General features: G+C 66.9%; 30 protein-coding genes. 6 read left to right on the top strand and 24 right to left on the bottom strand.

The features are described from left to right. Positions 1-14: 14 nt before the first annotated feature. From DVT68_RS01825 to DVT68_RS01915, 19 genes are all read right to left on the bottom strand, one after another. Positions 15-1,268, bottom strand: coding sequence for an NADH-quinone oxidoreductase subunit D (locus DVT68_RS01825; protein ID WP_114823355.1), 1,254 nt, complete (start codon positions 1,266-1,268; stop codon positions 15-17). 2 nt (positions 1,269-1,270) lie between these two features. Next, positions 1,271-1,999: an NADH-quinone oxidoreductase subunit C gene (locus tag DVT68_RS01830; protein ID WP_114823356.1), complete on the bottom strand. Its 729-nt coding sequence runs from the start codon at positions 1,997-1,999 to the stop codon at positions 1,271-1,273. A gap of 18 nt (positions 2,000-2,017) precedes the next feature. Beyond that, positions 2,018-2,575, bottom strand: a complete 558-nt coding sequence (locus tag DVT68_RS01835) for a NuoB/complex I 20 kDa subunit family protein (RefSeq protein ID WP_114823357.1) — start codon at positions 2,573-2,575, stop codon at positions 2,018-2,020. Beyond that, positions 2,566-2,922: an NADH-quinone oxidoreductase subunit A gene (locus DVT68_RS01840; RefSeq protein WP_114824336.1), complete on the bottom strand. Its 357-nt coding sequence runs from the start codon at positions 2,920-2,922 to the stop codon at positions 2,566-2,568. The genes DVT68_RS01835 and DVT68_RS01840 overlap by 10 nt, the downstream gene beginning before the upstream one ends. Positions 2,923-3,198: 276 nt before the next feature. Next, a complete protein-coding gene (locus tag DVT68_RS01845; RefSeq protein ID WP_114823358.1) occupies positions 3,199-3,555 on the bottom strand; it encodes a PilZ domain-containing protein in 357 nt (118 codons plus the stop codon). Between the two features lie 277 nt (positions 3,556-3,832). Next, positions 3,833-4,762, bottom strand: coding sequence for a PIG-L deacetylase family protein (locus DVT68_RS01850; RefSeq protein ID WP_233523314.1), 930 nt, complete (start codon positions 4,760-4,762; stop codon positions 3,833-3,835). A gap of 1 nt (position 4,763) precedes the next feature. Continuing rightward, complete coding sequence (locus DVT68_RS01855) at positions 4,764-6,350, bottom strand: ArnT family glycosyltransferase (RefSeq protein ID WP_114823359.1); 1,587 nt, start codon at positions 6,348-6,350, stop codon at positions 4,764-4,766. A 116-nt stretch (positions 6,351-6,466) separates the two neighbouring features. Further along, positions 6,467-7,402 (bottom strand): DNA polymerase III subunit delta', encoded by a 936-nt coding sequence (holB, locus tag DVT68_RS01860; RefSeq protein WP_114823360.1) that lies wholly within the window; start codon positions 7,400-7,402, stop codon positions 6,467-6,469. Further along, the gene (tmk, locus tag DVT68_RS01865; protein ID WP_114823361.1) at positions 7,399-8,034 is read right to left on the bottom strand and encodes a dTMP kinase; all 636 of its coding nucleotides are present in this window, start codon (positions 8,032-8,034) and stop codon (positions 7,399-7,401) included. The genes holB and tmk overlap by 4 nt, the downstream gene beginning before the upstream one ends. Next, positions 8,031-9,068: an endolytic transglycosylase MltG gene (gene mltG, locus DVT68_RS01870; protein WP_114823362.1), complete on the bottom strand. Its 1,038-nt coding sequence runs from the start codon at positions 9,066-9,068 to the stop codon at positions 8,031-8,033. The genes tmk and mltG overlap by 4 nt, the downstream gene beginning before the upstream one ends. Next, positions 9,065-9,895: an aminodeoxychorismate lyase gene (pabC, locus tag DVT68_RS01875; protein WP_114823363.1), complete on the bottom strand. Its 831-nt coding sequence runs from the start codon at positions 9,893-9,895 to the stop codon at positions 9,065-9,067. Before pabC ends, mltG begins: the two co-directional genes overlap by 4 nt. Then, complete coding sequence (locus DVT68_RS01880; RefSeq protein WP_114824338.1) at positions 9,895-11,247, bottom strand: aminodeoxychorismate synthase component I; 1,353 nt, start codon at positions 11,245-11,247, stop codon at positions 9,895-9,897. Before DVT68_RS01880 ends, pabC begins: the two co-directional genes overlap by 1 nt. A gap of 5 nt (positions 11,248-11,252) precedes the next feature. Further along, the gene (fabF, locus tag DVT68_RS01885; protein ID WP_114824339.1) at positions 11,253-12,491 is read right to left on the bottom strand and encodes a beta-ketoacyl-ACP synthase II; all 1,239 of its coding nucleotides are present in this window, start codon (positions 12,489-12,491) and stop codon (positions 11,253-11,255) included. Between the two features lie 217 nt (positions 12,492-12,708). After that, positions 12,709-12,948, bottom strand: coding sequence for an acyl carrier protein (gene acpP / locus DVT68_RS01890; protein ID WP_114823364.1), 240 nt, complete (start codon positions 12,946-12,948; stop codon positions 12,709-12,711). Positions 12,949-13,246: 298 nt separating this feature from the next. Beyond that, positions 13,247-13,990, bottom strand: coding sequence for a 3-oxoacyl-ACP reductase FabG (gene fabG, locus DVT68_RS01895; protein WP_114823365.1), 744 nt, complete (start codon positions 13,988-13,990; stop codon positions 13,247-13,249). 71 nt (positions 13,991-14,061) lie between these two features. Further along, positions 14,062-15,009 (bottom strand): ACP S-malonyltransferase, encoded by a 948-nt coding sequence (fabD, locus tag DVT68_RS01900; protein ID WP_114824340.1) that lies wholly within the window; start codon positions 15,007-15,009, stop codon positions 14,062-14,064. Positions 15,010-15,289: 280 nt separating this feature from the next. After that, entirely contained in the window at positions 15,290-16,264 is a 975-nt protein-coding gene (locus DVT68_RS01905; RefSeq protein ID WP_114823366.1) for a beta-ketoacyl-ACP synthase III, read from the bottom strand. Between the two features lie 149 nt (positions 16,265-16,413). After that, a complete protein-coding gene (gene rpmF / locus DVT68_RS01910) occupies positions 16,414-16,608 on the bottom strand; it encodes a 50S ribosomal protein L32 (RefSeq protein ID WP_019466219.1) in 195 nt (64 codons plus the stop codon). A gap of 18 nt (positions 16,609-16,626) precedes the next feature. After that, entirely contained in the window at positions 16,627-17,109 is a 483-nt protein-coding gene (locus DVT68_RS01915; RefSeq protein WP_114824341.1) for a YceD family protein, read from the bottom strand. Between the two features lie 177 nt (positions 17,110-17,286). On the opposite strand from DVT68_RS01915, the gene DVT68_RS01920 reads away from it, so the two are divergent. Continuing rightward, a complete protein-coding gene (locus DVT68_RS01920) occupies positions 17,287-17,742 on the top strand; it encodes a hypothetical protein (protein ID WP_114823367.1) in 456 nt (151 codons plus the stop codon). Continuing rightward, a complete protein-coding gene (locus DVT68_RS01925; protein ID WP_114823368.1) occupies positions 17,739-18,323 on the top strand; it encodes a Maf family protein in 585 nt (194 codons plus the stop codon). The genes DVT68_RS01920 and DVT68_RS01925 overlap by 4 nt, the downstream gene beginning before the upstream one ends. Positions 18,324-18,331: 8 nt before the next feature. On the opposite strand, the gene DVT68_RS01930 is transcribed toward DVT68_RS01925, so the two are convergent. Continuing rightward, a complete protein-coding gene (locus DVT68_RS01930; protein WP_114823369.1) occupies positions 18,332-19,933 on the bottom strand; it encodes an ArnT family glycosyltransferase in 1,602 nt (533 codons plus the stop codon). Positions 19,934-19,974: 41 nt separating this feature from the next. On the opposite strand from DVT68_RS01930, the gene DVT68_RS01935 reads away from it, so the two are divergent. Genes DVT68_RS01935 through DVT68_RS01950 form a run of 4 tightly spaced genes read left to right on the top strand, consistent with a single transcriptional unit; the run spans position 19,975 to position 24,473 of the window. Then, positions 19,975-20,916, top strand: coding sequence for an AAA family ATPase (locus tag DVT68_RS01935; RefSeq protein WP_114823370.1), 942 nt, complete (start codon positions 19,975-19,977; stop codon positions 20,914-20,916). Continuing rightward, entirely contained in the window at positions 20,916-21,869 is a 954-nt protein-coding gene (locus DVT68_RS01940; RefSeq protein WP_114823371.1) for a DUF58 domain-containing protein, read from the top strand. Before DVT68_RS01935 ends, DVT68_RS01940 begins: the two co-directional genes overlap by 1 nt. Then, a complete protein-coding gene (locus tag DVT68_RS01945; RefSeq protein WP_325050396.1) occupies positions 21,866-23,836 on the top strand; it encodes a transglutaminase TgpA family protein in 1,971 nt (656 codons plus the stop codon). The genes DVT68_RS01940 and DVT68_RS01945 overlap by 4 nt, the downstream gene beginning before the upstream one ends. A gap of 49 nt (positions 23,837-23,885) precedes the next feature. Further along, on the top strand, positions 23,886-24,473 hold the full coding sequence (locus DVT68_RS01950) for a Slp family lipoprotein (RefSeq protein ID WP_114824343.1): 588 nt from the start codon (positions 23,886-23,888) through the stop codon (positions 24,471-24,473). A 70-nt stretch (positions 24,474-24,543) separates the two neighbouring features. Here DVT68_RS01950 and DVT68_RS01955 read toward each other — a convergent pair whose 3' ends face one another. The 4 genes from DVT68_RS01955 to DVT68_RS01970 all read right to left on the bottom strand — a co-directional run bounded on the left by DVT68_RS01955 (position 24,544) and on the right by DVT68_RS01970 (position 26,333). Continuing rightward, the gene (locus DVT68_RS01955) at positions 24,544-24,888 is read right to left on the bottom strand and encodes a histidine triad nucleotide-binding protein (protein WP_114823372.1); all 345 of its coding nucleotides are present in this window, start codon (positions 24,886-24,888) and stop codon (positions 24,544-24,546) included. A 17-nt stretch (positions 24,889-24,905) separates the two neighbouring features. Beyond that, on the bottom strand, positions 24,906-25,310 hold the full coding sequence (locus tag DVT68_RS01960; protein WP_114823373.1) for a GNAT family N-acetyltransferase: 405 nt from the start codon (positions 25,308-25,310) through the stop codon (positions 24,906-24,908). Positions 25,311-25,313: 3 nt separating this feature from the next. Further along, positions 25,314-25,907, bottom strand: a complete 594-nt coding sequence (recR, locus tag DVT68_RS01965; RefSeq protein ID WP_114823374.1) for a recombination mediator RecR — start codon at positions 25,905-25,907, stop codon at positions 25,314-25,316. 102 nt (positions 25,908-26,009) lie between these two features. Continuing rightward, positions 26,010-26,333, bottom strand: coding sequence for a YbaB/EbfC family nucleoid-associated protein (locus DVT68_RS01970; protein WP_114823375.1), 324 nt, complete (start codon positions 26,331-26,333; stop codon positions 26,010-26,012). Positions 26,334-26,343 lie beyond the last annotated feature (10 nt).

The following is a 26,343-nucleotide window of genomic DNA, read 5'->3' on the forward strand; positions in this document are numbered from 1 at the left end:
ATGCTCCCGTGCGCTCAGCGATCGACTTCGCCGAACACGAGGTCGTAGGTACCGATCATCGCCACCACGTCGGCCAGCATGTGGCCGCGCACGATGGCATCCATCGAGGACAGGTGGGCGAAGCCCGGCGCACGCAGGTGCACGCGGAACGGCTTGTTGGCGCCGTCGGAGACCAGGTAGCAGCCGAATTCGCCCTTCGGCGCCTCGACGGCGGCATAGGTCTCGCCCGCGGGCACGCCATAGCCTTCCGTGAAGAGCTTGAAGTGGTGGATCAGCGCTTCCATGTCCTCCTTCATTTCTTCGCGCTTGGGTGGCGCGACCTTGAAGTTCTGGACCATGACCGGGCCGGGGTTGGCCTTCAGCCACTTCACGCACTGCTGGATGATGCGGTTGGACTGGCGCATCTCTTCGACGCGCACCAGATAACGGTCGTAGCAGTCGCCGCCCGAGGCCACCGGGATGTCGAAATCCATCTCCGCGTACTTGGCGTACGGCTGCTTCTTGCGCAGATCCCACTCGATGCCCGAGCCGCGCAGCATCACACCGGTCATGCCCCAGGCCTGCGCCTTCTCCGGCGGGATCACGCCGATGCCGACGGTGCGCTGCTTCCAGATGCGGTTGTTGGTGAGCAGCTCTTCGTACTCGTCGACCTTGGTCGGGAAGTCGCTGGTGAATGCTTCGAGGTAGTCGAGCATCGAACCTTCGCGCCAGCTGTTGAGGCGCTTGAGGTCCTTGCCCTTGTGCCAGGGCGACTCGCGGTACTGCGACATGTGCTCCGGCAGGTCGCGGTAGACGCCGCCCGGACGGTAGTAGGTCGCGTGCATGCGCGCGCCCGACACCGCCTCGTAGACGTCCATCAATTCCTCGCGCTCGCGGAACGCGTAGAGGAACACCGCCATCGCGCCGAGATCCAGCGCGTTGGAGCCGATCCACATCAGGTGGTTCAGGATGCGGGTGATCTCGTCGAACATGGTGCGGATGTACTGCGCACGCTCCGGCGCCTCGATACCCATCAGGGTTTCGATGGCGCGCACGTAGGCGTGCTCGTTGCACATCATCGACACGTAGTCGAGACGATCCATGTAGCCGATCGACTGGTTGAACGGCTTGGACTCGGCCAGCTTCTCGGTGCCACGGTGGAGCAGGCCCACGTGCGGATCGGCGCGGACAATGGTCTCGCCATCCATCTCCAGCACCAGGCGCAGCACGCCGTGCGCAGCGGGATGCTGCGGGCCGAAGTTCATCGTGTAATTGCGGATCTCTTGCATGATCAGTTGTTCCGCCAGTTGTCGGCCGCCTCGGCCTTGGCCTGCAGCAGGTCGGCGTCGTCACGGATGACGCGCGGCACCAGCACGCGCGGCTCGATCGACACGGGTTCGTACACCACGCGCTTCTGCTCGGGGTCGTAGCGCACTTCGACGTTGCCGATCAGCGGGAAGTCCTTGCGGAACGGATGACCGACGAAGCCGTAGTCGGTGAGGATGCGGCGCAGGTCCGGGTGGCCTTCGTAGACGATGCCGAACAGGTCGAACGACTCGCGCTCGAACCAGTTCACGCCCGGGTAGATCCCCGTAAGCGACGGGACCACCGGCAGCGTGTCGTCTTCGCAGAACACGCGCAGGCGCAGGCGCTGGTTGTTTTCCAGCGACAGCAGATGCACCACGGAGGCGAAGCGGCGCGGCAGCGATTCCGCACGCGGACGATCCGCCCACTTGAAGCGACCCACGGCCTCGCCTTCCACGCCACGCGAGAAGCCGGTGCCCGACACTGTCTCGGTGTCCCACTCGGTCTGGCCGTAGCTCAGGTAGTCGATGCCGCAAACGTCGATCGGCACGCCGAAACGGAACGGGGTCTCGTCGCGCAGCGCCGTGGCCACCGCGAGCAGGTCGGCGGCGGCCACTTCGGCGGTGACTTCATTGCGCACGACGCTGACTTTCAGCGTGTCGCCGAATCGCGCGGAGAGGCGCTCGGCCAGCGAGTTGATCGGTGTATCAGTCATGGCTCAGCTGCGCCTTTGTCAGGAACGCGCGATGGTGTTGGTGCGGCGGATCTTCTTCTGCAACTGCAGGATGCCGTGGATCAGGGCCTCGGCCGTCGGCGGGCAGCCCGGTACGTAGATGTCCACCGGCACGATGCGGTCACAGCCGCGCACCACGGAATAGGAGTAGTGGTAGTAGCCGCCGCCATTGGCGCAGCTGCCCATCGAGATGACCCACTTGGGGTCCGGCATCTGGTCGTAGACCTTGCGCAGCGCCGGGGCCATCTTGTTGACCAGGGTGCCGGCCACGATCATCACGTCAGACTGGCGCGGGCTCGGGCGGAACACCACGCCGTAGCGGTCCAGGTCCAGGCGCGCGGCGCCGGCATGCATCATTTCCACGGCGCAACAGGCCAGGCCGAATGTCATCGGCCACATTGAACCGGTGCGCGCCCAATTCATCAGCGCATCAACACTGGTGGTGGCGAAGCCGCGCTGGACGACGGGGTTGTCCTCAGCCGGACGCAGGATGTCGTCCACCAGGTTCAACGGCTGCGGGTTGTGCATCACCCGGTCGAGGGACGAGATCACTCCCATTCCAGTGCTCCCTTCTTCCACACGTAAGCGAAACCAATGACCAGCAGCAGGATGAACAGCGCCATCTCGACCAGCGAAACGAAGCCGATCTTCGTGAACACCACCGCCCACGGGAACAGGAAGGCGATTTCCAGATCGAAGATGATGAAGAGGATCGCCAGCAGGTAGTAGCGCACGTCGAAGCGCATGCGCGCGTCTTCGAAGGCTTCGAAGCCGCACTCGTACGGCGAAAGCTTCTCCGCTTCGGGGCGACTGGGGCCGGCCAACAGGCCAATGACCAACAGCACCACGCCAAGACCAACGGCGACGCCGATGAACAGCAGAATGGGCCAGTATTCGGCAAGCACGACGGAACGTACCTCCGCGCCATATCGGCGCATCAGTGACCGTTGGGGGAAACGGTCTAGAACTGGACTCGGTAGGCCGATGAAGGCCACGGGCTTTACGCCACGATCGCGCGTTTGGGGGCCACGAACGTCCGACTTTCCACGATCAGAGTCGGGAATCGCGACATTGTAACAGCGCGCTTAACAACAACAAGCCTTGTTGGGTATTTCCAAGGCGATTTGCACAGAGCCCTGCGCGCCTCACGGCGGGCTGGCCATGCCAATGCGACGAAGGTATTACATCGTGTGGGTCGGACGCTCGGAACCGTTGATGCCGACCAGCAGGTTTTCGATGCGGGTGCGCGCCACCTCGCCATCGGCGGACTCATTGAATTGCACGCCAATGCCCGCCAGGCGATTGCCCTGCGCGCCCACCGGGGTGACCCAGACCACCTTGCCCGCCACCGACAGACGCTCACCCTCGTCGGTGAGGTTGATGAGCAACACCACCTCGTCACCGAGCGCGTAGCGCTGGGCGGTAGGAGCGAACAAACCACCGTTCTTCAGATAAGGCATGTAGGCGCTGTACAGCTGCGCCGTGTCCTTGATCTTCAACGAGATAATGCCCTGGCGGGCGGCGATGGCCGGATTCATGGTTGCGATTCCTGCGGGCCGAGCGGGCGGCTCCCCTTGGCGGCATCGTAGCGAGCGCCACGGTCGAGCGACAAGCGATGCGTGGACGGAATGTGACGAAGACATCCTGCCGAGGATGCCCGGAGCCGTTCATTGCGAGGGATCCGTTCTGTTGAACTGCCAACACCTGAGGCGGCGAAGGCAGGCTTCTGGCGTGCAGGAACTGCGCGGCAATCGACGGAAAGCGAACCCGGAAGGCCCCTCTGCCTGTTCCCCGGCGCAATCAATCAGAGTGCAGTCAGAGCTCGCACCAGCCCCAGCGATCGAAAATCCAGGGCGACGGCAGGTTCATGTGCAACTTGGCGAATGCAGGCCCTCGCGCACCATCCGCCCGCGCATGGAGCACGTACCTACCCTGCCCGTCTCGCGCCAACGGCGCCTTTGCCCATGGCCAGCTGTGCACGCCACTGCCATCGGCCATCAACAGGTGCAACCAGGGGTGCAGCGCCGACGGAGGCTGCCACGGCAATACGGAGGGCGACGCTTCGCGATCGTCGGTCTTCACCAGGCGATAGCGCTCGGGGCGATCGGCCAGGCGACGCATGCGCTTGCCGCTCAGCGCCATCTGGCTGAGATGACAGCCGAGCGCCGCCATCTTGTTGGCATGCAGACCTACGGAGGAGTCGAGTTTCACACGACCGGTCACTTCACCTTCACGACCATGAACCAGATAGGCCAGCATCTGCGGCGCAGCGCCCTCCCAACTGGCGACGGCCAGCCGGGTCAGCACGTGGGCCGCACCGTGGTCGGGATGATGGTCACCCAGTGCCGGGAGCGCCAGCAGGTTGGGCTGGATGGCATCCAGCGCTTTGGTCAGCGCAGCCAGGCTGGGAGCCAGCTGGGAGCACAATCGGTCGGTGATGCCCATGTCTGGCCAGCCCAGCGCCTCGAACGCGTCCGGTTCAACACCCAGCCGGGCCAGCGCCTGGGCAACTTCGCCCCGACGACGCTCACCCCAGCGACGACGTTCATCGGCGCCGATGCGCAGGCGCCGCTCCATCCAGCGCTGGGGCCAGGGGTTGTTGTCCCCATTGGTGAGCAGCAGGATCCGCACCTGGCCGCCCGACTGGCGCACCTGCTGGATCAACTCGCCCGTGGCGATCGACTCGTCGTCCGGGTGTGGGGACACCACCAGCAGCCGCGTGCCGGCATGCAGGCTCAAGGCCATGTCAGCGCCCCTCCGCCACCGTCATGGGAGGCGGCTCCGGGCGCCAACCGCGATCGAATGCCTGGCTCCACACCAGCGCGACCGGCAACCCGCGGCCCACAGCGAAGTGATGGACGCCGCGATCGAGCTGCCAGTGGTCGGCCACCGGCCCGCCGTCCACACTGGCCTGCAAGCGCTGGTGACCGTCGGTCAAGACGTAATCTCCGGGTATCGCCACCTCGATGGCCTGTTCGGCGTCATGCGTGGCAAGCATACGACCCGCCACCCAGATGTCTCCGCCGGCCCGCACATAATTGAGCATGACGAAGCGCCCGCTGGCCTTGGGCAGGCGCCGCAACACCACCAGCATGGTGCGATGGCTGACCAGGTCGTCGGCGATGGTGTCAGTCATCTGCCCCTTGCGAAGGCGGCGCATGGCCAGGCTTTCGAGCACCGGATAGTAGGGGCGCATGCGAAACACCGTGTCGCCCTTGGGATCCATCACGGTGTCGCTCCGGTCGGTCAGGCGCAGCACGGTGGCCAGCTCGGCGCGCTGCCCGGCGAGTTCGTCACGCCAGGGCGGCGCATCGGAAACCACTGTGGCCAACTCGGCCACCAGCACCAGCAACAGCAGGCCCGCGCCCCGCCACGGACGATCGCCCAGCCAGGTCCACGAGGTCACCCAACCTGCTCCGGCCAGCACCAGCGTCGGCAGCACGGGCAGGAAATCCTGCTTGGTGATCAGCGGCCAGATGAACCAGATGAGAAACAGGAACAGGCCGCCCTGCAACGCCAGGAACACGGTCCAGTCGAATTCCCGCAAGGCCCGCTGGCGCACCTCGCGTACACAGAACACCAGCAGTGCGATCGCCAGCAGCGCGAACCAGAGGATCTGCTGCGCCGCGTGGCGCTTGTTGGCGCCGCCGCCCACGTTGTAACCGGCAAGACCGTACCAGGCATCGCCCAGCACCCCGTGCGCCGCCAGCCACGCGATGAAGATGGTCGGCACCACCAACAGACCGAGCAGCCCAAGCGCCCAGCAGCGGACGCCCCCGCGCGGCGCATCGGACGGACGCAGCGCGCGCACCACCAGCGCCGCCACGATCGTGGTCGACAACAACACCAGGGTCTTCTGCGATACCGACAAGGCGCAGCCGAACAGCAGTCCAGCCATGAAATAGCGCCAGCCGCGCGGTGGCGCGCCGACCACGAAAGCCAGGCCGGACAGCCACAGGGCCATCCACATGTCATCGGTGCGGAACTGGCCGCTCACCACGAAGAAGCGCGGGAACAAACCCGCCACCAGCACCACCGCCAGCGCCACCCGCCAGCCGTGAAGGCGCTGCGCCATCCAGCCGGTGGCGACCAGGGCGACCACATACCAGAACTGCATGGCGAGGCGCAGCCACGTCAGCACATCAGGTCGGCCGTCGAGCAGCGCGAGCAAGGGCGAATGCAGCCAACTGAACAGCGGGCCGTGATTGTCGAAGACGTCCCGATACGGCAGCAGTCCCTGCGTCCACGCCCACGCCACGTGCGCATGCTGCGCCTCGTCAGAGTTGAACGTGTACGCGTTGAGCCATGCCAGTCGCAGGACCAGCAGGAGCAACAACGAAATCCAAGGCCACAGGGAAAGGCGGGGATGCTGCGGGGACGTCATCCGGCCAGCGTAGGGAGGGGGCCTGTCACCGGGCTTTCCCGTGTTTTGGGCTTACCTCAAGCCGATCATCGCCAGCGCGCGAGCAACTCCAGCAACAGCAGGTCGCCGCGCAGCGGGCCTCGCAAGGAATCACGCGTGCGGTTGGCCAGCATGTACCACTGGTCCAGCGACTCGGCATCAAGCTGGCTGGCCAGCGGCCCGGCCCCGGTCGCCGCGCGCGCCTTCACTTCATCGGCCACCGCCTGCGCCGCAAACCACAGGCGCTGCTCGGGCTCGTTGTCGAGCCAGCGTTTTGCGACCTCCATGGCCTCGCCGCGACCGGCAGCCAGCGCGCCGAGATCCTTGCGCACCTCCTGCCGTCGCGCCAGCGCGCCCTGCTCCGACCAGGCGCGCGCCAGGCCGGGATTGCCTCCGGCGGCGTCGAGCGCCGCGACCGCATCCTTCACTTCGAGCTGCTGCAGCCACGCCAGCGCCTGCTCGCGCGGCGGTAGGTGGAATTCGATGCGCTGGCAGCGGCTGCGGATCGTCTGCGGCAAACGCCAGGGCGCGTCGGCCACCAGCAGCAGCAAGGTCTGCGGCGAAGGCTCTTCCAGCGTCTTGAGAAGCGCGTTGGCCGCCGCCGCATTCATAGCGTCGGCCGGATCGATGCATACGATCTGCCACCCGCCGAACTGGCTGGACATGGCCAGGCGCGAAGAGAGTTCGCGAATCTGGTCCACCACGATCTCGCTGCGCTGCGCGCCATCCTTGCGCAGACCGTAAGTGAGCACGGCATAGTCCGGGTGCGTGCCCGCCACGAACAGCTGGCAACTGCGGCAATGTCCGCAGGGCTCACCGTCCTGGCTCTGGCTGCACAACAGCCCCTGCGCGAAGCGATGCATGAAGTCGCGCTTGCCCAGTCCCGCGGGTCCGCACAACAGCAAGGCATGAGGCATGGCGTCACGGGCGCGACGAGCCTGCAGGCGTGACCAGTGCTCGGCGTGCCAGGGCATCGGGCTCACGCGGCGACTCCGAACAGATGACCCGTGGCCTCGATCGCGGCGGCGAGCACCTCGGCCGGCGTCTGGCTGGCGTCGATGACGCGGAAACGCGCCGGCTCGGCGGCTGCGCGAGCCCGATAGGCCGCGCGCACGCGCTCGAAGAAGCTGTCGGCCTCCACTTCGATGCGATCGGCTTCGCCACGCCCCGCCGCCCGCGCACGACCGGTAGCCACCGGCAGGTCGAGTAGGAGCGTCAGATCGGGCGCCAATCCTTCGGTGGCCCATTGCTCAAGCATCGCGATGCGCTCGACCGGCACGCCGCGTCCACCGCCCTGATAGGCGTAGCTGGCGTCGGTGAAGCGGTCGCACAGCACCCACTTGCCGGCCGCCAGTGCGGGCTCGATGCACTCGCGCACCAGCTGCGCGCGCGAAGCGAACATCAGCAGCAGTTCCGCCTCGGCGCTCATGCCACGCTGCACGGGATCGAGCACGATGGCGCGCACTGCCTCGCCCAAGGGCGTGCCGCCCGGCTCGCGCGTCTGCACGAGCTCCACGCCCCGCTCGCGCAGGTACTGCTGCAGGCCGGCGAGCAGCGTGCTCTTGCCCGCGCCCTCGCCGCCCTCGAGCGTGATGAATTTGCCGCGTGGTGTCATTGGCAGCGCTTCAACTGGTAACAGGCCACATTGCGATTGTGCTCGTCCAGCGTACTGGAGAACACGTGGGTTCCGTCGCCCTTGGCCACGAAATACAGCTCGGTGCCGGTGGCCGGGTGCAACGCCGCCTCGATGGCCGGTTTGCCCGGCATGGCGATCGGCGTCGGCGGCAAGCCCGGGCGCGTGTACGTATTGTAGGGGGTGTCCGTGGTCAGGTCGCTCTTGTGGATGTTGCCCGCGTAGGCATCACCCATGCCGTAGATCACCGTGGGATCAGTCTGCAGCAACATGTGGCTCTGCAGGCGGCGGACGAACACGCCGGCGATGCGCGCGCGCTCGTCGGCCCGCCCCGTCTCCTTCTCCACGATGGAGGCGAGAATCAGCGCGTCGTAGGGCGTGGCCAGCGGCAGGTCCTGGTCGCGCTGCGGCCACAACGTGTCGAGCATCTTGGTCATCGCGACATGCGCACGACGCAGGATGTCCAGGTCGCTGTCGCCCTTCACGTAGGCATAGGTCTCCGGAAGAAAGCGCCCTTCGGGCGACTCGCCCGTCGCGCCGATCTTGGCCATCAGCGCAGCATCGTCCAGTTGGGCGCCGTCCTGGCGCAGCTTGTCCGCCTTGGCGAGCGCCTGGCGCAGCTCCTTGAAGCTCCAGCCGTCGACGATGGTGAAGTTGCGTTGCAGCACCTTGCCCGCCGCCATGTTCAGCAACAGGTCGCCCGGCGTCATGCCGACCGTTAGCGCGTATTCGCCGGCATGCAGGCGTCCGGCCACGTGCAGTTGCTCGGCCAGTACGCGCCAGTACAGCGGTCCGGTCTGGGTCACATGCGCATCACGCAGCATGCCCACCACGTCGCGCAGGTTGCTGCCCTTGCCGACATCGACGCTCGGCGTCTGCTCGGTCACGGCCAGCGGACCGTGCACGAAACGCTGGTAATCCATCCAGCCATAGCCCACACCGCCGGCCACGGCCAGCAATACCAGCACCGCCAGGACGCCCCAAATTGCGCGCCCCCGCATGTTCACTCGACTCATGCCTGCTCCATCGGAAAACCCAGACCGCGCCAGTGCTGCTGCAAGGCGCGGGTGACTGGGCCGGGAACATACACGGTATCGCCCACGGCCTGAACAGGCAGGATGCCCCGGACTGCGGAAGTGAGGAACACCTCGCTGGCGCGCTCAAGCTCCTCGGGCGTGATCCTGGCCACCCGGCCGCCCGCGCGAGCAGCCAGCACTTCGGCGCGAGCCACGCCCGCCACGCCGCCGCGCTCCACCGACGGGGTCACCAGGTCGCCATCAATGAGGGCGAACAGGTTGGCCATGGTCGCACTGACCACACCGCCATCGGTGTCGCACAGCAGGCCCTCGGCGATGGCCGGATCATTCCACTCGGCCCGCGCCATGACCTGCTCGAGGCGATTGAGATGCTTCATGCCGGCCAGCTGCGGCTGGACAGCCAGCCGCAGCGCGCACCAGCGCACGCGCACACCGATGGCGTAGCCCTCGCCTGCCATCGGCGGCGCCTCGAAGGCGGCCACGATGCGGGTGGTGCATGGCGACGGCGGCGGCGCGTAGCCACGTTCGCCCACGCCTCGGGTGAGCGTAATTCGCACCACCGCATGAGTCAGCCCTTCAGCCGCTGCGATGGCTTCGCCCAGCAGCTGTGCTGGTTCGGGGACGGGCAGGCGCAGGCGCAGGCAGCCCTCGCCGAGACGTTGCATGTGCCGCTCCCACAGCGGCGCGCGGCCCACGACGAAGCGGATCGTCTCGAACAGGCCGTCGCCATAGGACAGTCCGCGATCGAACGCCGATACCGTGGTCGCCGCCATGCCATTGACGAGCACGCGCGACACGGCGGGCATCAGTCCTGCACTCCCAGCGCGCGCAGCAGGCCGCGAGCCTTGGCCCGCGTCTCCTCGAGTTCCTTCCCCGCCTCCGAGTCGGCCACGATGCCGGCGCCAGCGCGCAAGGTGACGTCCTGGCCGCTCAGGGTGAACGTGCGAATCAGAATGTTGAGGTCGAGATCGCCGTTGCGATCGAGATAACCCAGCGCGCCGGTATACGCGCCGCGCGGCGCATCTTCCAGCGCGGCGATGATCTCCATGCACCGCACCTTCGGGCAGCCGGTGATGGTGCCGCCCGGGAACGTCGCGGCAATCACCTGGCCCGGCGTGACATCCGCGCGCAGGCGGCCACGCACATTGGAGACAATGTGATGCACGTGCGCGTAGCTCTCCACCACCATCAGCTCGTTGACCTCGACCGTGCCGGGCACGCACACGCGTCCCAGGTCGTTGCGCTCCAGGTCGATCAGCATCACGTGCTCGGCGCGTTCCTTCGGATGCGTGCTCAGCTCATGGATGCGCGCGAGTTCGTCGTCGCCTGGCGTGCGTGGGCGCGTACCAGCGATGGGCCGGGTCTGCGCCAGTCCGTCGCGAACCTCGACCAGACGCTCGGGGGAAGAACTCACCACCGCCCAGGCGGGTTGCTGCAACAGCCCGGCGAACGGCGCCGGGTTGGCCTGCCGCAGCGCGGCGTACAACTGGGCCGGACGCGGCGACACCGCATAGTGCGCATGCCACGCGCGCGAAAGGTTCACCTGGAAGATGTTGCCAGCATGCAGGTGTTCGTGGATACGCCCCACACCGTCCAGGAACTTTGCGGGCTCGTCCTCGCCGTGGCGGTCCGGGGCAGGCAGCGTCGGCAGCTCCACCTGCACGGACAGGTCTGCTTCCATCGTATCGAGACATGCCTCGTGCCCGTGCTCGGCCACCAGGATGGTGCAGCCGCGCTGGTGATCGACCACGATCGCGGCCGGGCAGCGCAGCGCCAGCGCCGTCGGCAACGGTTCCGGCGGACGCAACTTCAGTCGCGGCTCGATCTCACCCACCAGCTCGTAGGCCAGCAGCAACAGCCAGCCACCGTGGAACGGCAGGTCGTCCACGCCACCGCGCGGCAGGCGCTCGGCGCGCCACACTTCATCGAGCGCATCGAGAAAACGTCCCGGACGCTCGACGCCCTGCCCGTCGACCAGACGGCCATCGGCGCAAAGGGTCAAGCGATCCTGCGGAAACGCGAACAGGATGTCGAAGCGTGCCTGCGGCGTGCCATGGGTAACGCTCTGCAACAGGCCCGGATAGCGCTCCGGAAATGCAGCGGCCGGCGCGAGCAAGTCGCGCCGGCCGTGCAAGGTACGACGATGGAACGCGGTCACGTCGCTCAAACGCGACGGAAGGCCAGCGTGCCGTTGGTGCCACCGAAGCCGAACGAGTTGGAGATGGCCACCTCGAACTTCGCTTCGCGCGCGGTGTGCGGCACGAAGTCGAGGTCGCAGCCTTCGCCCGGCTCGTCCAGATTGATGGTGGGCGGCAACACCTGGTCGCGCAGCGCCAGGATGGTGAAGATGGCCTCCACGCCGCCCGCAGCGCCCAGCAGGTGGCCGGTCGCCGACTTGGTCGAGCTCATCGCCAGCTTGTACGCGTGGTCGCCAAACACGCGCTTGGCGGCCAGCACTTCACCGAGGTCGCCCAGCGGCGTCGAGGTGCCGTGCGCGTTGACGTACTGCACGTCGGTCGGGTTCAGGTGACCATCCTTCAGCGCGGTTTCCATGCTGCGCGCCGCGCCCTCGCCACCCTCGCTCGGGGCGGTGATGTGGAAGGCGTCGCCGCTCATGCCGAAACCCACCAGCTCGGCGTAGATCTTCGCGCCACGCGCCTTGGCGTGTTCGTACTCTTCCAGCACCAGCACGCCGGCGCCGTCGGACAGCACGAAGCCGTCACGATCCTTGTCCCACGGACGGCTCGCCTTGGTCGGCTCGTCGTTGCGGGTGGACATGGCCTTGGCCGAGCAGAAGCCCGCCATCGCCGTGCCAGTGGTGGCGAACTCGGCGCCGCCTGCGATCATCACGTCGGCGTCGCCGTACTGGATCATGCGCGCGGCCAGGCCGATGTTGTGCGTGCCGGTAGTGCAGGCGGTGACGCAGGCGATGTTCGGCCCCTTCAGGCCGTACATGATCGACAGGTGGCCCGACACCATGTTGATGATCGACGAAGGCACAAAGAACGGGGACACGCGACGCGGACCCTTGTCGTGCAGCTCGATCGAGGTGTGCTCGATGGTGTGCAGGCCGCCGATGCCGGCCGCCACGGCCACGCCGATGCGCGGCGCGTTTGCCTCCGTCACTTCCAGGCCAGAGTCGCGCAGGGCTTGCGTGCCCGCGGCGATGCCGTAGTGGATGAACGGATCCATCTTCTTGATCTCTTTCGGGGCAATCCATGCCGCCGGATCGAAATCACGTACCTGGCCGGCAATGCGCGTGGCATAGGCGGTGGCGTCGAAATGGGTAACCGCGCCGATGCCGCTGACGCCCTTGAGGATGTTGTCCCAGGCGGAGGCGATATCGTTGCCGACCGGCGAGATGATGCCGAGGCCGGTTACAACCACACGTCGTTTGCTCATGCTGATCTTCCCTCGTGTTTCCGTGGCGCTGCCGCCGATGGCGACAACCGTTCGCGCTATCGCGGCCACGTCATCCGGGCCGCTCGGCGCGCATGCGCGCACCATACGGGATCGGACGTTGCAAAATGCAGAAACGAAAACTGCGCCAAGGAGGCGCAGCTTCCGGTATCGCTAGTGGACCGACGCATCATGAAACGCGCCTGTCATCACGGCGCGATCACTCCTTGGTGTGGGCCTTGATGTAGTCAACAGCCTGCTGCACCGTGGTGATCTTCTCGGCCTCTTCGTCCGGGATCTCGGTCTCGAACTCTTCCTCGAGGGCCATCACCAGCTCGACGGTGTCCAGCGAATCCGCGCCCAGATCGTCCACGAACGAAGCGTTCGCCGTGACTTCATCCTCCTTCACGCCCAGCTGCTCGATGACGATTTTCTTGACGCGCTCTTCGATGGTGCTCATGTTGCCAATACCTCCCAAGGAGTAGTTACCTGTCACACCGGCCGCCAGGCCGGCATTTGGCCGGCGGATTGTAGTGGCTAAGCCGTAGGGCCGCCATGATCCGCCAGCAGGGGTTAAACGCAGGCCACGGGACCGGCGCGAAAGAAGCAATTGTCGCCTAAAACGAATCCGCTTGCGACAACTCCTTGTTAAGCCGGCCCGTGCCGGCGCATCGGGCAGCCCCGCCATAAGGGGGAGGACTACCCGACCGTTTCAAACAATCAGCGTAAAGCGGGGTTTGCCGCCGCTTTTTCACGCCTTACGGCATGTACATGCCGCCGTTGACATGAAGGGTTTCACCGGTGACGTAGCTCGCCGCGGGGGATGCCAGGAAGGCCACCGCCTGCGCAATGTCACGAGCCTCGCCCAGGCGTCCCAGGGCAATCTGGCCCAGCAGCGCCTGCTTGGATTCCTCCGGCAGCGCCCGCGTCATGTCGGTGTCAATGAAGCCCGGCGCCACCACGTTGACCGTGATGCCGCGCGAACCAATCTCGCGCGCCAGCGACTTGGAGAACGCAATGATGCCGGCCTTGGCCGCGGCGTAGTTGGACTGGCCGGGATTGCCGGTCAGGCCGATCACCGAGGCGATCGAGATGATGCGCCCCTTGCGCGCCTTCATCATGCCGCGCATCACCGCCTTGGAGGCGCGGTAGACCGAGGTGAGATTGGTGTCGAGGATGGCCTGCCAGTCTTCGTCACGCATGCGCATCAGCAGCTGGTCGCGGGTGATGCCGGCGTTGTTGACCAGGATCGAGACCGAGCCGAACTCCTTGGCGATGCCATCGACCAGCGCCTCGATGGCGCCCTCTTCGGTGACATTGAGCACGCGACCGTGGCCGCCATGCGGCGCCAGGCGCTCGCCGATCGCAGCGGCGCCGCTCTCGCTCGTGGCGGTGCCGATCACGGTGGCGCCGAGTGCGGCCAGCTCGTCGGCGATCGCCGCGCCGATGCCGCGGCTGGCGCCGGTGACCAGCGCGATCTCACCCTGCAGTGTCTTGCTCATCTTTCAGTTCCCTTTGGATGGCTGGACGTCGATCCGTCCAGCCGCATGAATGTGTGCCGATGCGCGCGAACTCAAGCCCACTCGGCGCGCGCAGCGTCGAGCTCGGCCGGCGTGCCAATCGCACGCGCCTCGACGCTCTTGTCGATGCGCTTGATCAGGCCGGCCAGCACTTTGCCCGGGCCCGCTTCGGCCACGCGCGTCGCGCCGCCGGCGACCAGCGCCTGCACGCACTCGGTCCAGCGCACCGGCAGATACAGCTGGCGCTGCAGCGCGCCGCGAATGTCTTCCAGCGTTGCGTAGCTGCGCGCCTCGGCGTTCTGCACAACCGGGATCGCCGGCAGCTGCCACTGGATCGATGCCATGCGCTCGCCCAGGCGATCGGCCGCATCGCGCATCAGCGCGCAGTGCGAGGGCACCGACACCGCAAGCTTGATGGCCTTCTTCACGCCCTGCTCGGCCAGCTTGGCCAGCGCACGGTCGACTGCTTCCGCATTGCCGGCGATCACCAGCTGGCCGGGCGAATTGAAGTTGGCCGGCGATACCACTTGGCCCTGCGCGACTTCTTCGCACACGGCGGCGATCTGCGCATCGTCGCCACCGAGAATGGCTGCCATCGCGCCCACGCCCGGCGGCACCGCCGCCTGCATCAGGCGGCCGCGCTCGGCCACCAGCGCCGCCGCGTCATGCAGCGCGATGGCGCCGGCGCAGACCAGAGCGCTGTACTCGCCCAGGCTGTGACCCGACAGCTGCGCCGGCTGGGCGCCGCCCAGCTTCTGCCACACGCGCCACACCGCCACGCTGGCGGCCAGCAGCGCCGGCTGGGTGTTCTCGGTGCGGTTGAGGTCCTCTTCCGGACCCTGTTGACTCAGCGCCCACAGATCGACGCCCGCACCCTGCGAGGCTTCGTCGAACGTGGCTTTCACTTCCGCGTGGGCAGCAGCCAGATCGGCAAGCATGCCAACCGATTGGGAGCCCTGGCCAGGGAAAACAAAAGCAAGCGAGGCGGCGGTCTGGGTCATGGAGCAGGAATGTTCCGGGGTGAAAAACGGAATGGTGCCAGCATTGGCCGCCATACGCAGCTGTATTCACTCGTAATTGGGCGAAACGCCGCACCCTGCCCCACCCCGAGCGCCAAAGACCCGACATTTCTGGCTCGCCTGTAGGAGCGCGCGACTGTGCGCGGCCGAGGAGCCGCGGACTCATGGCTTCGCAGATCTTTCACGCACCAAGTGCGCTCTTGCAGTAAAGCAAAAGCCGCCCCGGAGGGCGGCTTTTGTGGGAGTGACAACCCGCAGGCAATCAGTAGCGCAGCAGCGCCGACGCCCAGGTGAAGCCGCCGCCAAACGCTTCCAGAAGCAGGTTCTGGCCGCGCTGCACCTTGCCCGAGCGCACCGCGTAATCCAGCGCCAGCGGCACCGAGCCCGACGAGGTGTTGGCGTGCTCCTGCACGGTGACGATGACCCGCTCCATCGGCATCTCAAGGCGCTTGGCCGTCGCTTCGATGATGCGCAGGTTGGCCTGGTGCGGAATCAGCCAGTCGATCTGCGAGGCTTCCATGCCGGCGGCCTGCAGGGTTTCGTCGACCAGCGAATCAAGCGTCTTCACCGCGACCTTGAACACTTCGCGGCCGGACATGTTGATGCGCACACCATGGTTGGGCTCATCCGTGAAACCGGCCGACACACCCACCGGGTTGTACAGCAGGTGCTTGAAGCCGCCATCGGCATGCAGCAACGTGGCGAAGATGCCGGGCTCTTCCGAGGCTTCCAGCACTACCGCGCCAGCGCCGTCGCCGAACAGCACGCAGGTCTCGCGCTCGTTCCAGTCGATCATGCGGGTCAGCGTTTCCGCGCCGATCACCAGCACCTTCTTGGACTGGCCGCTGCGGATGAACTTGTCGGCGATGCCCAGCGCATAGACAAAGCCCGAGCAGGCGGCATTGACGTCGAATGCGGCGCAGCCGTTGGCTCCCAGGCGGTGCTGCACCAGGCAGGCCGTCGACGGGAAGATGATGTCGGGCGTGGTCGTGCCCAGCACGATCAGGTCAAGCTCGGACGCCTTGACGCCGGCCGCCTCGAGTGCGCGCTGTGCGGCCTCGGTAGCCAGGTCGCCGGTGGTCTGGCCCTCGGCGGCAATATGACGCCGCTGGATGCCGGTGCGGGTGCGAATCCATTCGTCACTGGTCTCGACGATCTTCTCGAGATCGGCGTTGGTCACCACTCGCTCGGGCAGCGCGCTGCCGGTACCGGTGATGCGGGCGTAGATCTGGGCCATTAACTTTCCATGCGACGGGTTGCGATGGAAGACGTTCACACGGGAGTGCAGACACCTTCCAAACCGCCAACGTTACGTGGGTGATCGCACAAACGCAAAGCGGCGCGAATTCGCGCCGCCCTGCGAAACCGTATCCCTTGCGGGAACGATCAATCCTCTTCGACCACCGAGGTGTTGGTGTCGATGACCTTCTTGCCGCGGTAGTAGCCATCCTTGGTGACGTGGTGGCGCAGGTGCACCTCGCCACTGGTCGGATCGGTGGCCAGCTGCACGGTCTTCAGCGCATCGTGCGAACGACGCATGCCGCGGGTGGACGGGGTCTTGCGGCTCTTGGCAACGGCCATGGCGAATCTCCAGCTAAATCAACGTTTCTTGAGTTCGCGCAAAACCGCGAACGGGTTATCGGAACGCCCTTCGCCCGAGGAAACTTCCTCCGGCCCGGGGCCTACTACTTCTTCGGGCAATGTGCTGTCCGGATTGACCGGCACCAGCGGCAGCGCCAACAACAATTCGTCTTCGATCACGTCCGCCAGGTTCAGCTTGCCGTCGTCGGCCACGAGCAGCGGCTCGACCTCCGGTGGCAACGCCGCTTCCTCGCGCTCGGAACGGATCAGCCCAAGCCGGCTGTCCAACGTCACCGGCAGCACAAACGGCTCCAGGGTGCGCTGGCAAGTCAGCGTGAGCGGCGCCTGGACGCGCAGGTCCAGGTACGCTGTACCGAACTCGTCGCGACCAAAATCCAGCTCGTATTGCGCTGTTCCTTCCGTACCGGCCAAGGCCTCGCCCAGTCGCGGCAAAGCGGCAATGGGCAGTACCCCCTGGAACGAACGCCGCGCCGAGACCATGCGCCAAGCGTCCACGGACTCTGGCAGTGTCACGGACATAGACATGAAATCTTAGGATTACAACACCTTGAAGTCAACGGGTTGGCCGCACTGAAACCACGCCTTGACGCCATTTTGCCTGAACGCCTCCGGTACGGCAGACTGCTGACCCATCTTTAGAGTGAGCCGGCCGATTCCGTGAATGCCTATCTGCTGCTTGGCCTGGCCGCCCTGCTGGTGCTGGCGATTGCCCTGATCGGGGCCGCCCTGGCCTTCCGCCGCCGCGGCGATCAGCGTTCAGCCAGCCTGCACCAGCTGCTGGAATTGGCTGATCGGCTGGAGGCGGATCTCAAGACCTGCCGAGCCGGCCTGCAGCAGGCCCATGCCGTGATGTCGCTCAACCCTGACCTGCCGGCCAGCAGCGAACAGGAAGCGCGGCATGCCATCGATGCCGGCCTGCGCTCGTTGCTGCAGCAACGCATCTGGATCCGCGACCAGGCGCCTCGCGCCAGCCAGCAGCAGCTGGACCAGGCCGTGGCCAACATGAACGACACTCGCGACAAGCTGCGCCCATTGCTGGCCGCCTTGGACCGGGCCCAGCACGACCTGGACAACGCCATGCGAGAGCATCTGCGCCGGGAGCACGACTCGTGAGCCAGCCCGTGCTGGTGCTGGGTTCCACCTCACGCTATCGCGCTGAACTGTTGCGTCGCCTCGTGGCGGATTTCGAGCAACGCTCACCGGGTACCGACGAAAGCCCGCTGCCGGGCGAAACACCCCGCGAACGGGCGCTTCGCCTGGCCGCGGCCAAGGCCCGGGCGGCCGCCGAGGGACTGGACGACGCGTTGGTGATCGGCTCCGATCAGGTGGCCGAGCTGGAAGGCATCGTGCTGGACAAACCCGGCACGATCGAACACGCCCACGCCCAGTTGGCCGCCTGCTCAGGACGCGAGGTGCACTTCCACACGGCGCTGTGCCTGTACGACACGCGTGATGGGCAATCGCGAGTCCATGTCGACCACACGCGCGTGCATTTCCGCAGCCTCGACGCAGCCGAAATCGATCGCTACATCGAGCGCGAGCGACCGCTGGACTGCGCCGGCAGCTTCAAATGCGAGGGGCTGGGCATCAGCCTGTTCGAACGGATCGACAACGAGGATCCCAGCGCCCTGATCGGCCTGCCGTTGATTGCGCTGGCCCGCATGCTGCGAGAAGCAGGCCTCCCGCTGCCCTGAGCCGATGCTCAGCGGTGGCCTGAATCCGCCGCATAGGCGTCCTGCCAGATCAGGCAACGCTCGTCGAATGCCGGATCCACCGGCGGCCCCGAAGGCACCCGCCCGGCATAGAAGGCCACGCGGATGCGCCCCGCGTACAGGTCCAGCCGTTGCAGCGGCTGCGGATCATCGATGCGCCCGCACAGGCTCCGCAGCCACGGGGCCCGCTCGCGCTCCTTGATCGACTTCTCGTCGACCGCCAGCACCATGGGCTCGCCGCCATGCTGGAGGTGCAGCGCGGTTTCATCGAGTCGCCAGATCGCCAGCTGCGGCGCGCGGCCGTGCTTGACGTTGATCGCGTGGTCCAGCGTGTAGACCGGCACGCGTCCACCCAGCTGGAAGTCGATTTCCGCCGCCAGCATGAAATTGTCGGCGACCACCACCGCCGGACGGGCCGCAAGCAGCTGGCGCGCCAGCTCGCCGCTTTCGCGCCAGCCGACGAAGCGCGCCGGGAACGCCTTCACGTCGGCGAGCGCAGTCGCCCCACCGGCGCTGGCCGCCAGCCCCAGGTACATCAATCCGCCAAGCTGGCCGATGATGGTCAGCGCGAAGGCTGCCGACAGCCAGGCCTTGCGCCAAACCCACTGCTCTCGCAGCAGCACCGGCAAGGCGGCAAGCAGGGGCAGATAACCAGGCAGCGGCCAATGGGCGCGGAAGCGCACATCGTCGGCAAACAGCCCCAAAACGAAGTAGCCAACGATAAAGCTCACCGACACCACGGTGATCAAGTCCCATGGCGCCGCCGGCTCATCACGGCGCCGCCAGCTTTGCCAGGCCGCCCACAGCAGCAAGAGGTACAGGAGCGGAGTGCAGGCCAGCGCCTGCTCCAGCGGCTGCACCAGCGCGTCGGCATGGAAGCTCCACGGATTGCGCTCAAGCACCTGGAACGCGATCCCGGCGCCTTGCTGCTGCCAGTTGGATACCACCAGCGGAACGAGGCCCAGTGCGGCCACGCCCATCGCCAGCCAGAATCTCCCGCGCCGCCACTGCCGGCGGCCGCGTGGCGTCACCACCATCAGCAACAGGCCCGACAGCATCGGCATGGCGGCGCGGTAATGGGTGAGCCAGCACAGACCCAGCGCCAGGCCCAGCAGCAACCAGTCGCGCAGACGGTCATCAGCCGTCGCGCGCGCGAAGGCCAGCACGGCCAGCATGATCGCCACGGTCAACGGCACGTCCGGCACCGCCATCACGCCGAGGCTGCCGGCGAGAGGCAAGGCCAGGCAAAGCAGGCCGGCCTGCCAGCCGGTGCGCTCGTCGAAGTGCTCCCGCGCGAATGCGCGCACCAGCCAGGGCAAGCTGCTGCCGATCAGCAGGAATGGCCAGCGCATGCCGAGCACGCCGTGCCCGGCCACGGTTTCGCCCAGCCGGATCAGCCAGGCCGTGAGCGGCGGCAGGTCGCTGTAGCCCCACGCAAGGCGCCGACTCTCCTGCCAGTAATAGGCCTCGTCACCAAACGGTGACAGCGTGGCGGCAAGCATGAGCCTGGCGACGAACAACACCGCGAAGCCGGCCAGGAACGCCGCTCGCCAGCGCGCGAGGCCCACGGCTACACTGCCGTCGTCACGCATCGGCTGTGCTCCGCGCCCCTCTTCCCCGCTGCCAGAAAACCATGTCCGCCATCACTCCGCTGCACGATGAACCGCTGCGCTCCCGCCTGGACGCCGCCATGGCCCAGGTCAATCGCGTGCTGTTGGGCAAGCCGCGCCAGGTGAAGCTCGCCTTCACCTGCCTCGTCGCAGGCGGTCACCTGCTGCTGGAAGATGTGCCGGGCGTGGGCAAGACCACCCTGGCGCATGCGCTGGCGGCGAGCTTCGCACTGGATTTCCAGCGCGTCCAATTCACCAGCGACCTCCTGCCCTCGGACATTATCGGGGTCAGCGTGTACGAGCGCGAGACAGCGCAGTTCCGCTTCCACGCCGGTCCGATCTTCACCGGATTGCTGCTGGCCGACGAGATCAACCGCGCCACGCCCAAGACGCAAAGCGCCTTGCTGGAAGCCATGGCCGAAGGCCAGGTGACGGTCGATGGGCAGACCCATGTGCTGCCGCAGCCGTTCTTCGTGGTCGCCACCCAGAACCCGCTCGACCTGGCCGGCACCTTCCCACTGCCGGATTCGCAACTGGACCGTTTCATGCTGCGCGTTTCGCTGGACTATCCCGATGCGGCCGCCGAACGCGCCCTGCTTACCGGCAGCGACCGACGCGACCTGCTCGCTCAGCTGAAGCCTCAGCTCGACGCGGCGGGCCTGGCCGAACTGTCACGCCAGGCCCAGGCTGTCACCGCCAGCGGTGCCTTGTTGGACTACCTTCAGGCCCTGCTCGCCGCCAGCCGCCGACACGCTGATGTGCGGGTGGGCCTGTCACCTCGCGCGGGCCTGGCCTTGCTCAGCGCCGCGCGCGCCTGGGCCATGTTGAGCGGACGCCAGCATGTGCTGCCGGAAGACATCCAGGCGCTGTTCGTGCCGTTGGCCGCGCATCGACTGGTCCCCACCCGCGGCGCCAGCGGCGACAGTCTGGCGCGCAGCCTGCTCGCCGACGTCGCGGTGGGTTGATGCTCGCGACCTTTCGTCGCCTGCAAGACTGGGCCGAGCGACGCCTGCCCGCGCTTACGCGCTACAAGCGGCCGGAAAGCCTGCCCATCGTGCTGCACCGGCGCCGCGTCTATATCGTTCCGACCGGCTTCGGCGCCGCCTTCACGGTGCTGTTGCTGGTGATGCTGCTGGGCTCGCTCAATTACGCCAACAATGCCGCCCTGCTGCTGACCTGCCTGCTCGGCGCCGCCAGCGTGGCAAGCATGCTGATCGCCTTCCGCAGCCTGCACGGCCTGCGCCTCAACGCCGTCCGGCAAGGGCACGCCATCGCCGGCGAGCCGCTGACGTTCCAACTGGTGTTCCAGGGCGGCGATCACGCGCATCCATCGATGCACGCCCAGATCGGCGACCAGCTCGCCCTGTTCGCCGCCAGCGCGGGCGAGACGTTGGTGTCGCTGGATCTGCCTACGACCGAGCGTGGCTGGCATCCGTTGCCGCGCATGAAGCTGTGGAGCAATTGGCCGCTCGGGATGTTCCACGCCTGGAGCTGGATTCACCCCGACCACGCGGTGCTGATATGGCCACGCCCGGAGACCGGCGGCCCGCCCCCGGTGCTGCCGGGCGACGACGAACAGCGCCATCGCCTGCATCAGGGTGAGGACATCGTCGCCTTGCGCGACTACCGCCCCGGCGATCCGATGCGCCACATTGCCTGGAAGAGCAGCGCGCGCCACCACAACCTGCTGGTGAAGGATTTCGAACAGCCCGAGTCGCAGGAGGAGTGGCGGCTGGACTGGCGCCAGCTTTCCCAACTGGCCACCGAGGCCCGCATCGCCCGGCTGGCGCGCTGGCTGAGCGAAGCCGAAGCGGTCGGGCGACCGAGCAGCCTGTGGGTGCCCGGCGAGGAGATCGGTCTCGGCCACGGCCGCAGCCACTACGTGCGCTGCATGAACGCGCTGGCGCAGCTGCCGTGATTCGCTTTCGACTGTTCCATCGCAAGCCGGTGGCGCCGATCGACTCCCGTGCGTTCGACCTGCTCTGCCTCACTGTCGCGGTGGTGCTCGGCGTACACGCGCCGCACCTTCCGCTGTGGCTGAGCGCCGCGCTGGCCATCGTCCTGGCTTTGCGCTGGCGACAGCGGCGCCAAAGCGGTGGACGGGCGCCGCTCTACCTGAAGCTGCCCCTGGTCGCGCTGCTGTCCGCGGCGGTGATCTTCCATTACGGCAGCCTGTTCGGCCGCGAGCCGGGCGCCGCCCTCGCGGTCGGCCTGCTGGTACTGAAACTGCTGGAAACGGAGGCCCCGCGCGACGCGCGCGTCGGTGCGGCTTTCGCCTGTTTCGCCCTGATGACCGCGCTGCTGTTCGACCAAGGCATGCTGTCCACGTTCTTTGTCGCGCTCGGCCTGTTGCCCGCGCTGGCCACGTTGCGGGCCCTTGAACCGGCCCACCAGACCACCAGCCTTCCACGTGAACTGCTGCCGGTGCTTGGGCTGCTTGGCGCCTCACTGCCGCTGGCCTTGTTCGCCTTTCTGCTGGCGCCGCGGCTGAGCTCGCCGCTGTGGGGCGCGCCGGACTCGGCGCAAAGCCGCACCGGCCTCAGCGATGACATGTCGCCTGGCGAGATCGGCGAGCTGCTGACCGACGATCGACCCGCCATGAGGGTCAGCTTCGAGGGGCCGCCACCCAGTGAAGCGCAACGCTACTTCCGGGCCTACGTGCTCTGGCGCTTCGACGGCAAGCGCTGGAGCCGCCTCGATGTCCCGGCCGCGCCGGCGCCGGTGGAGGCGACCCACGACATTCGCTACACCGTCAGCCTCGAAGCCAGTCACCAGCGCGCACTGCCGGCGCTGGACGTCCCACTGGAAGCGCCGGATGAGGCCAGCCTGGGCCGCGACCGCGAGGTGCTGAGCGCCCAGCCGGTGAGCGACACGCATGTCTACACCCTGCGCTCGGCGCTGGACTATCGCCTGCAGCCGCGCCTGGATGAGTCCGAACGCAAGGCAGGCCTGCAGCTTCCGGTGGGCTTCGCTCCCCGTGCGCGCGCATTGGCCGACCGCTGGCGCACGCAGTTCGGCAAGGACGACAGCGCCATCGTGCGCGCGGCGCTGTCCCTGTTCCACGATGGTGGCTTCAGCTACACGCTGCTGCCCGCGCCACTGGGACGCGACAGCGTGGATGACTTCCTGTTCGGCACCCGCGAAGGCTTCTGTGAGCACTACGCCTCGGCCTTCACCGTGCTGATGCGCGCCGCCGGCATTCCCGCGCGCGTGGTCACTGGGTACCAGGGCGGCTACTGGAATCACCTCGGCAACTACCTGCTGGTGCGCCAGGCCAATGCGCATGCGTGGAGCGAAGTGTGGCTGCCGGGGCGCGGCTGGACGCGCGTCGACCCGACCGCGGCCGTGCGGCCCGAACGGGTTCGGCAGAACACCGCGGCCGCCGCCAATGCGTCCACCGGCATCGCTGCCGGCGGGTGGTGGCTCGGCATGCGCAACCGCTGGGATATCGTCAACCAGTGGTGGAACCAGGGCGTTATCGGCTTTGACACGCTCCGGCAACACGGCTTGCTGGCGCCTTTTGGCATGCGCGATACCGACGCGGGCACCTTGGGTATCCTGCTTGCTATTGTCAGCGCGCTGTTCGGCGGACTGGGCGTAGGCTGGGCCTTGTGGAAGCGCCCATCAAACGATCCGGCGCGCGAGGCGATGCAGTTGCTGGAACGAAGGCTGGCCACGGCGGGCGTGGTTCGCCGACACAGCGAAGGGCCGCAGCACTACTTCAGTCGCGCCGCCCGGACGCTACCCAACCAGCGGGCGCAGCTGGAGCAATTGATGAGGGCCTATCTGGAATTGCGCTACGCCTACGACGAACCGCCTGCGGATCTGTTGAAGAACTTTCGACAGGCTGCGAAGGACTTTCGGCCTCGTCGCATGGTCAAATGATATTGAACCGTGGATGCGCCGCATCCACTACACGATGGAGACAAGCGTCATGTCCATGTACAAGCCGTTGATCCTCGCAACCGCCCTAGCCACGTTGGCGGCCTGCGCAACGGTGCCGCAACCGCTGCAAGGCACATACACCGACATCACTTCGGTCGCCGCCCAGCAGGGCGGAACCAATGCGGTCCAGGTGCGCTGGGGTGGCCAGATCATCGAGACCAAGCCTGGCCCGCATGAAACCTGCTTCTACGTGCTGCAGCATCCGCTCGACAGCGAGGCGCGGCCGAAGACTGCCAGCAGCAATCCCGAAACGCAGGGTCGCTTCGTGGCCTGTCGCGCCGGCTTCTACGATCCGGAGGTGTTCACCAGCGGCCGTGACATCACCGTCACCGGCGTGCTGCAGGGCTCGATGCCGGAGAAGGTCGGCGAGTACACCTACCCCTATCCGCACATCGAGGCCAGCGTGGTCTACCTGTGGCCGGAGCGCGTGGTCAATCCGTATCCGCCTGGCTGGTACGACCCGTTCTGGGGTCCGTATTGGGGCCCGTACTGGGGTCCGTGGGGCTGGGGTGGCTACTGGGGCGGCTACTACCCGTCGCGTGTGATCGTCGTGCGCCCCGCGCCACACGGTCACTGAGCACCATCAGTCGCCACACACGAAAACGCCGGCCTCAAGCCGGCGTTTTTTTGCGCCTGGCGCCGCCGGCTCAGCCCGGCGGCCAATGCATGTGGCGTCCGCCCAGCAGGTGCACGTGCAGGTGGAACACCGTCTGCCCACCATGCTCGTTACAATTGATCACCGTGCGATAACCCTGCTCGGCCAGGCCTTGCTCGCGGGCATAGGCCGCCGCCGCCAGCAACAGTTTGCCGAGCAGTTCGGCATCGCCGGTTGCAGCGGCGTCCAGCGTCGCGATCGCCTTCTTCGGCACGAACAGCACGTGCACCGGAGCCTGCGGATTGAGGTCGCGGAACGCCAGCACGTCGTCGTCCTCATAGACGATGTCGGCCGGAATTTCGCGTCGGATGATCTTGCCGAAGATGGTGTCGCCCATGGCTCGCTCCTTTGCGTTCACAGACGCAGCAGCATACCTTGCGCCGCCGGCGCCACCAGCTTGAAGCCGAATTTCTCGTAGAGCTGATGGGCCGTGCCGTCGGCTATCAGTCCCACCATCGTGCGTGCCGGCGCGCGGGCATGCACCTCGTCCATCAGGGCCTGCATGATGCGCCGTCCCCAGCCCTGCCCTTGGCGGCCCGGGGTCACGGCGATGTCGACCACCCACAGGAACAGGCCGCCGTCGCCGACGACGCGCCCCATGCCGATCAGCTCGCCGCCTTCGCGGACGCACACCGAGCACCAGCTTGCCGGCAGGCCGGTCGCCGCGCCCTCGGGGCTCATCGCGCTCAAGCCAGCCGCCACGCGCAGCGCACGGTATTCGTCGCTGCCGGGAATCTCCAGGGACAGGTGGGCCGTCATGCGTCAGTCTGCGGCGTGGCGGCTACCGAAGGCATGCGCCAGCGTGCCGCGATCGACGTATTCCAGCTCCCCGCCCAGCGGCACGCCATGCGCCAGGCGCGTCGGCTTGACGCCGGCGGCGCGAGCCAGCTGCGCCAGGTAATGCGCCGTGGCCTCGCCTTCCACCGTGGGATTGGTGGCGATGATCATCTCCTCGATCTCCCCCTCGCCCAGCCGCTCGACCAGCAGGTCCAGGCCCAACTCGCGCGGACCCAGGCCATCCAGCGGCGACAACCGGCCAAGCAGGACGAAGTACTGCCCGCGATACCCGGTGGCCTGCTCGATGGCGGCCAGGTCGGTGGGCGACTCCACCACGCACAGCACCTGGCGGTCACGACCGCTGCTGGAACACAGCGCGCAGACCGGGGTTTCGCTGAAGTTGCGGCAGCGCGAGCAATTGCCGATCTGCCGCATCGCCTCATCCAGCACCCGCGCCAGGCGCAGGCCGCGCTCGCGATCGCGCTCGAGCAGGTGGAAGGCCATGCGCTGGGCGCTCTTGCCGCCCACGCCGGGCAGGCAACGCAGGGCTTCGACGAGGTCGGAAAGAAGTTTGCTCATGCCAAGGCTTCACCAGTAAAAGCGCACCTTGTGCGCGACGGGCACAACCACACACGTCCGCGCAGAGCGGTCGCGCACCAGGTGCGCTCCCACAGGAGTGCGTCAGAACGGCATCTTGAAGCCGGGCGGCAGGTTCAGGCCCGACGTCACGCCGCCGAGCTTGTTCTTGCTGACCTCGGCCACCTTGTTGACCGCATCGTTCACGGCGGCGGCGACCAGGTCCTCGGCCATCTCCGGATCGTCCGCGAACAACTTGCGGTCGATCTGCACGCGACGCACTTCGTGCGCGCCCGTCATCTGCACGGTGACCAGGCCACCGCCAGCGCTGCCGGTGACTTCGAGCTTGGCGATCTCTTCCTGCGCACGCTTCATTTCGTCCTGCATGCGCTGGGCCTGCTGCATCAGCTGACCGATCTGACCTCTCATGACATCAACT

The organism is Dyella solisilvae, from assembly GCF_003351225.1.
In the GTDB taxonomy this organism is placed as follows: domain Bacteria; phylum Pseudomonadota; class Gammaproteobacteria; order Xanthomonadales; family Rhodanobacteraceae; genus Dyella; species Dyella solisilvae.

Coding starts and splice junctions, on each gene's coding strand:
- DVT68_RS01825 (WP_114823355.1), bottom strand. CDS start 1,268: ATGCAAGAGATCCGCAATTACACGATGAACTTCGGCCCGCAGCATCCC.
- DVT68_RS01830 (WP_114823356.1), bottom strand. CDS start 1,999: ATGACTGATACACCGATCAACTCGCTGGCCGAGCGCCTCTCCGCGCGA.
- DVT68_RS01835 (WP_114823357.1), bottom strand. CDS start 2,575: ATGGGAGTGATCTCGTCCCTCGACCGGGTGATGCACAACCCGCAGCCG.
- DVT68_RS01845 (WP_114823358.1), bottom strand. CDS start 3,555: ATGAATCCGGCCATCGCCGCCCGCCAGGGCATTATCTCGTTGAAGATC.
- DVT68_RS01850 (WP_233523314.1), bottom strand. CDS start 4,762: ATGGCCTTGAGCCTGCATGCCGGCACGCGGCTGCTGGTGGTGTCCCCA.
- tmk (WP_114823361.1), bottom strand. CDS start 8,034: ATGACACCACGCGGCAAATTCATCACGCTCGAGGGCGGCGAGGGCGCG.
- mltG (WP_114823362.1), bottom strand. CDS start 9,068: ATGAGTCGAGTGAACATGCGGGGGCGCGCAATTTGGGGCGTCCTGGCG.
- pabC (WP_114823363.1), bottom strand. CDS start 9,895: ATGCCCGCCGTGTCGCGCGTGCTCGTCAATGGCATGGCGGCGACCACG.
- fabF (WP_114824339.1), bottom strand. CDS start 12,491: ATGAGCAAACGACGTGTGGTTGTAACCGGCCTCGGCATCATCTCGCCG.
- acpP (WP_114823364.1), bottom strand. CDS start 12,948: ATGAGCACCATCGAAGAGCGCGTCAAGAAAATCGTCATCGAGCAGCTG.
- fabG (WP_114823365.1), bottom strand. CDS start 13,990: ATGAGCAAGACACTGCAGGGTGAGATCGCGCTGGTCACCGGCGCCAGC.
- fabD (WP_114824340.1), bottom strand. CDS start 15,009: ATGACCCAGACCGCCGCCTCGCTTGCTTTTGTTTTCCCTGGCCAGGGC.
- DVT68_RS01905 (WP_114823366.1), bottom strand. CDS start 16,264: ATGGCCCAGATCTACGCCCGCATCACCGGTACCGGCAGCGCGCTGCCC.
- rpmF (WP_019466219.1), bottom strand. CDS start 16,608: ATGGCCGTTGCCAAGAGCCGCAAGACCCCGTCCACCCGCGGCATGCGT.
- DVT68_RS01915 (WP_114824341.1), bottom strand. CDS start 17,109: ATGGTCTCGGCGCGGCGTTCGTTCCAGGGGGTACTGCCCATTGCCGCT.
- DVT68_RS01930 (WP_114823369.1), bottom strand. CDS start 19,933: ATGCGTGACGACGGCAGTGTAGCCGTGGGCCTCGCGCGCTGGCGAGCG.
- DVT68_RS01935 (WP_114823370.1), top strand. CDS start 19,975: ATGTCCGCCATCACTCCGCTGCACGATGAACCGCTGCGCTCCCGCCTG.
- DVT68_RS01940 (WP_114823371.1), top strand. CDS start 20,916: ATGCTCGCGACCTTTCGTCGCCTGCAAGACTGGGCCGAGCGACGCCTG.
- DVT68_RS01950 (WP_114824343.1), top strand. CDS start 23,886: ATGTCCATGTACAAGCCGTTGATCCTCGCAACCGCCCTAGCCACGTTG.
- DVT68_RS01955 (WP_114823372.1), bottom strand. CDS start 24,888: ATGGGCGACACCATCTTCGGCAAGATCATCCGACGCGAAATTCCGGCC.
- DVT68_RS01960 (WP_114823373.1), bottom strand. CDS start 25,310: ATGACGGCCCACCTGTCCCTGGAGATTCCCGGCAGCGACGAATACCGT.
- recR (WP_114823374.1), bottom strand. CDS start 25,907: ATGAGCAAACTTCTTTCCGACCTCGTCGAAGCCCTGCGTTGCCTGCCC.
- DVT68_RS01970 (WP_114823375.1), bottom strand. CDS start 26,333: ATGAGAGGTCAGATCGGTCAGCTGATGCAGCAGGCCCAGCGCATGCAG.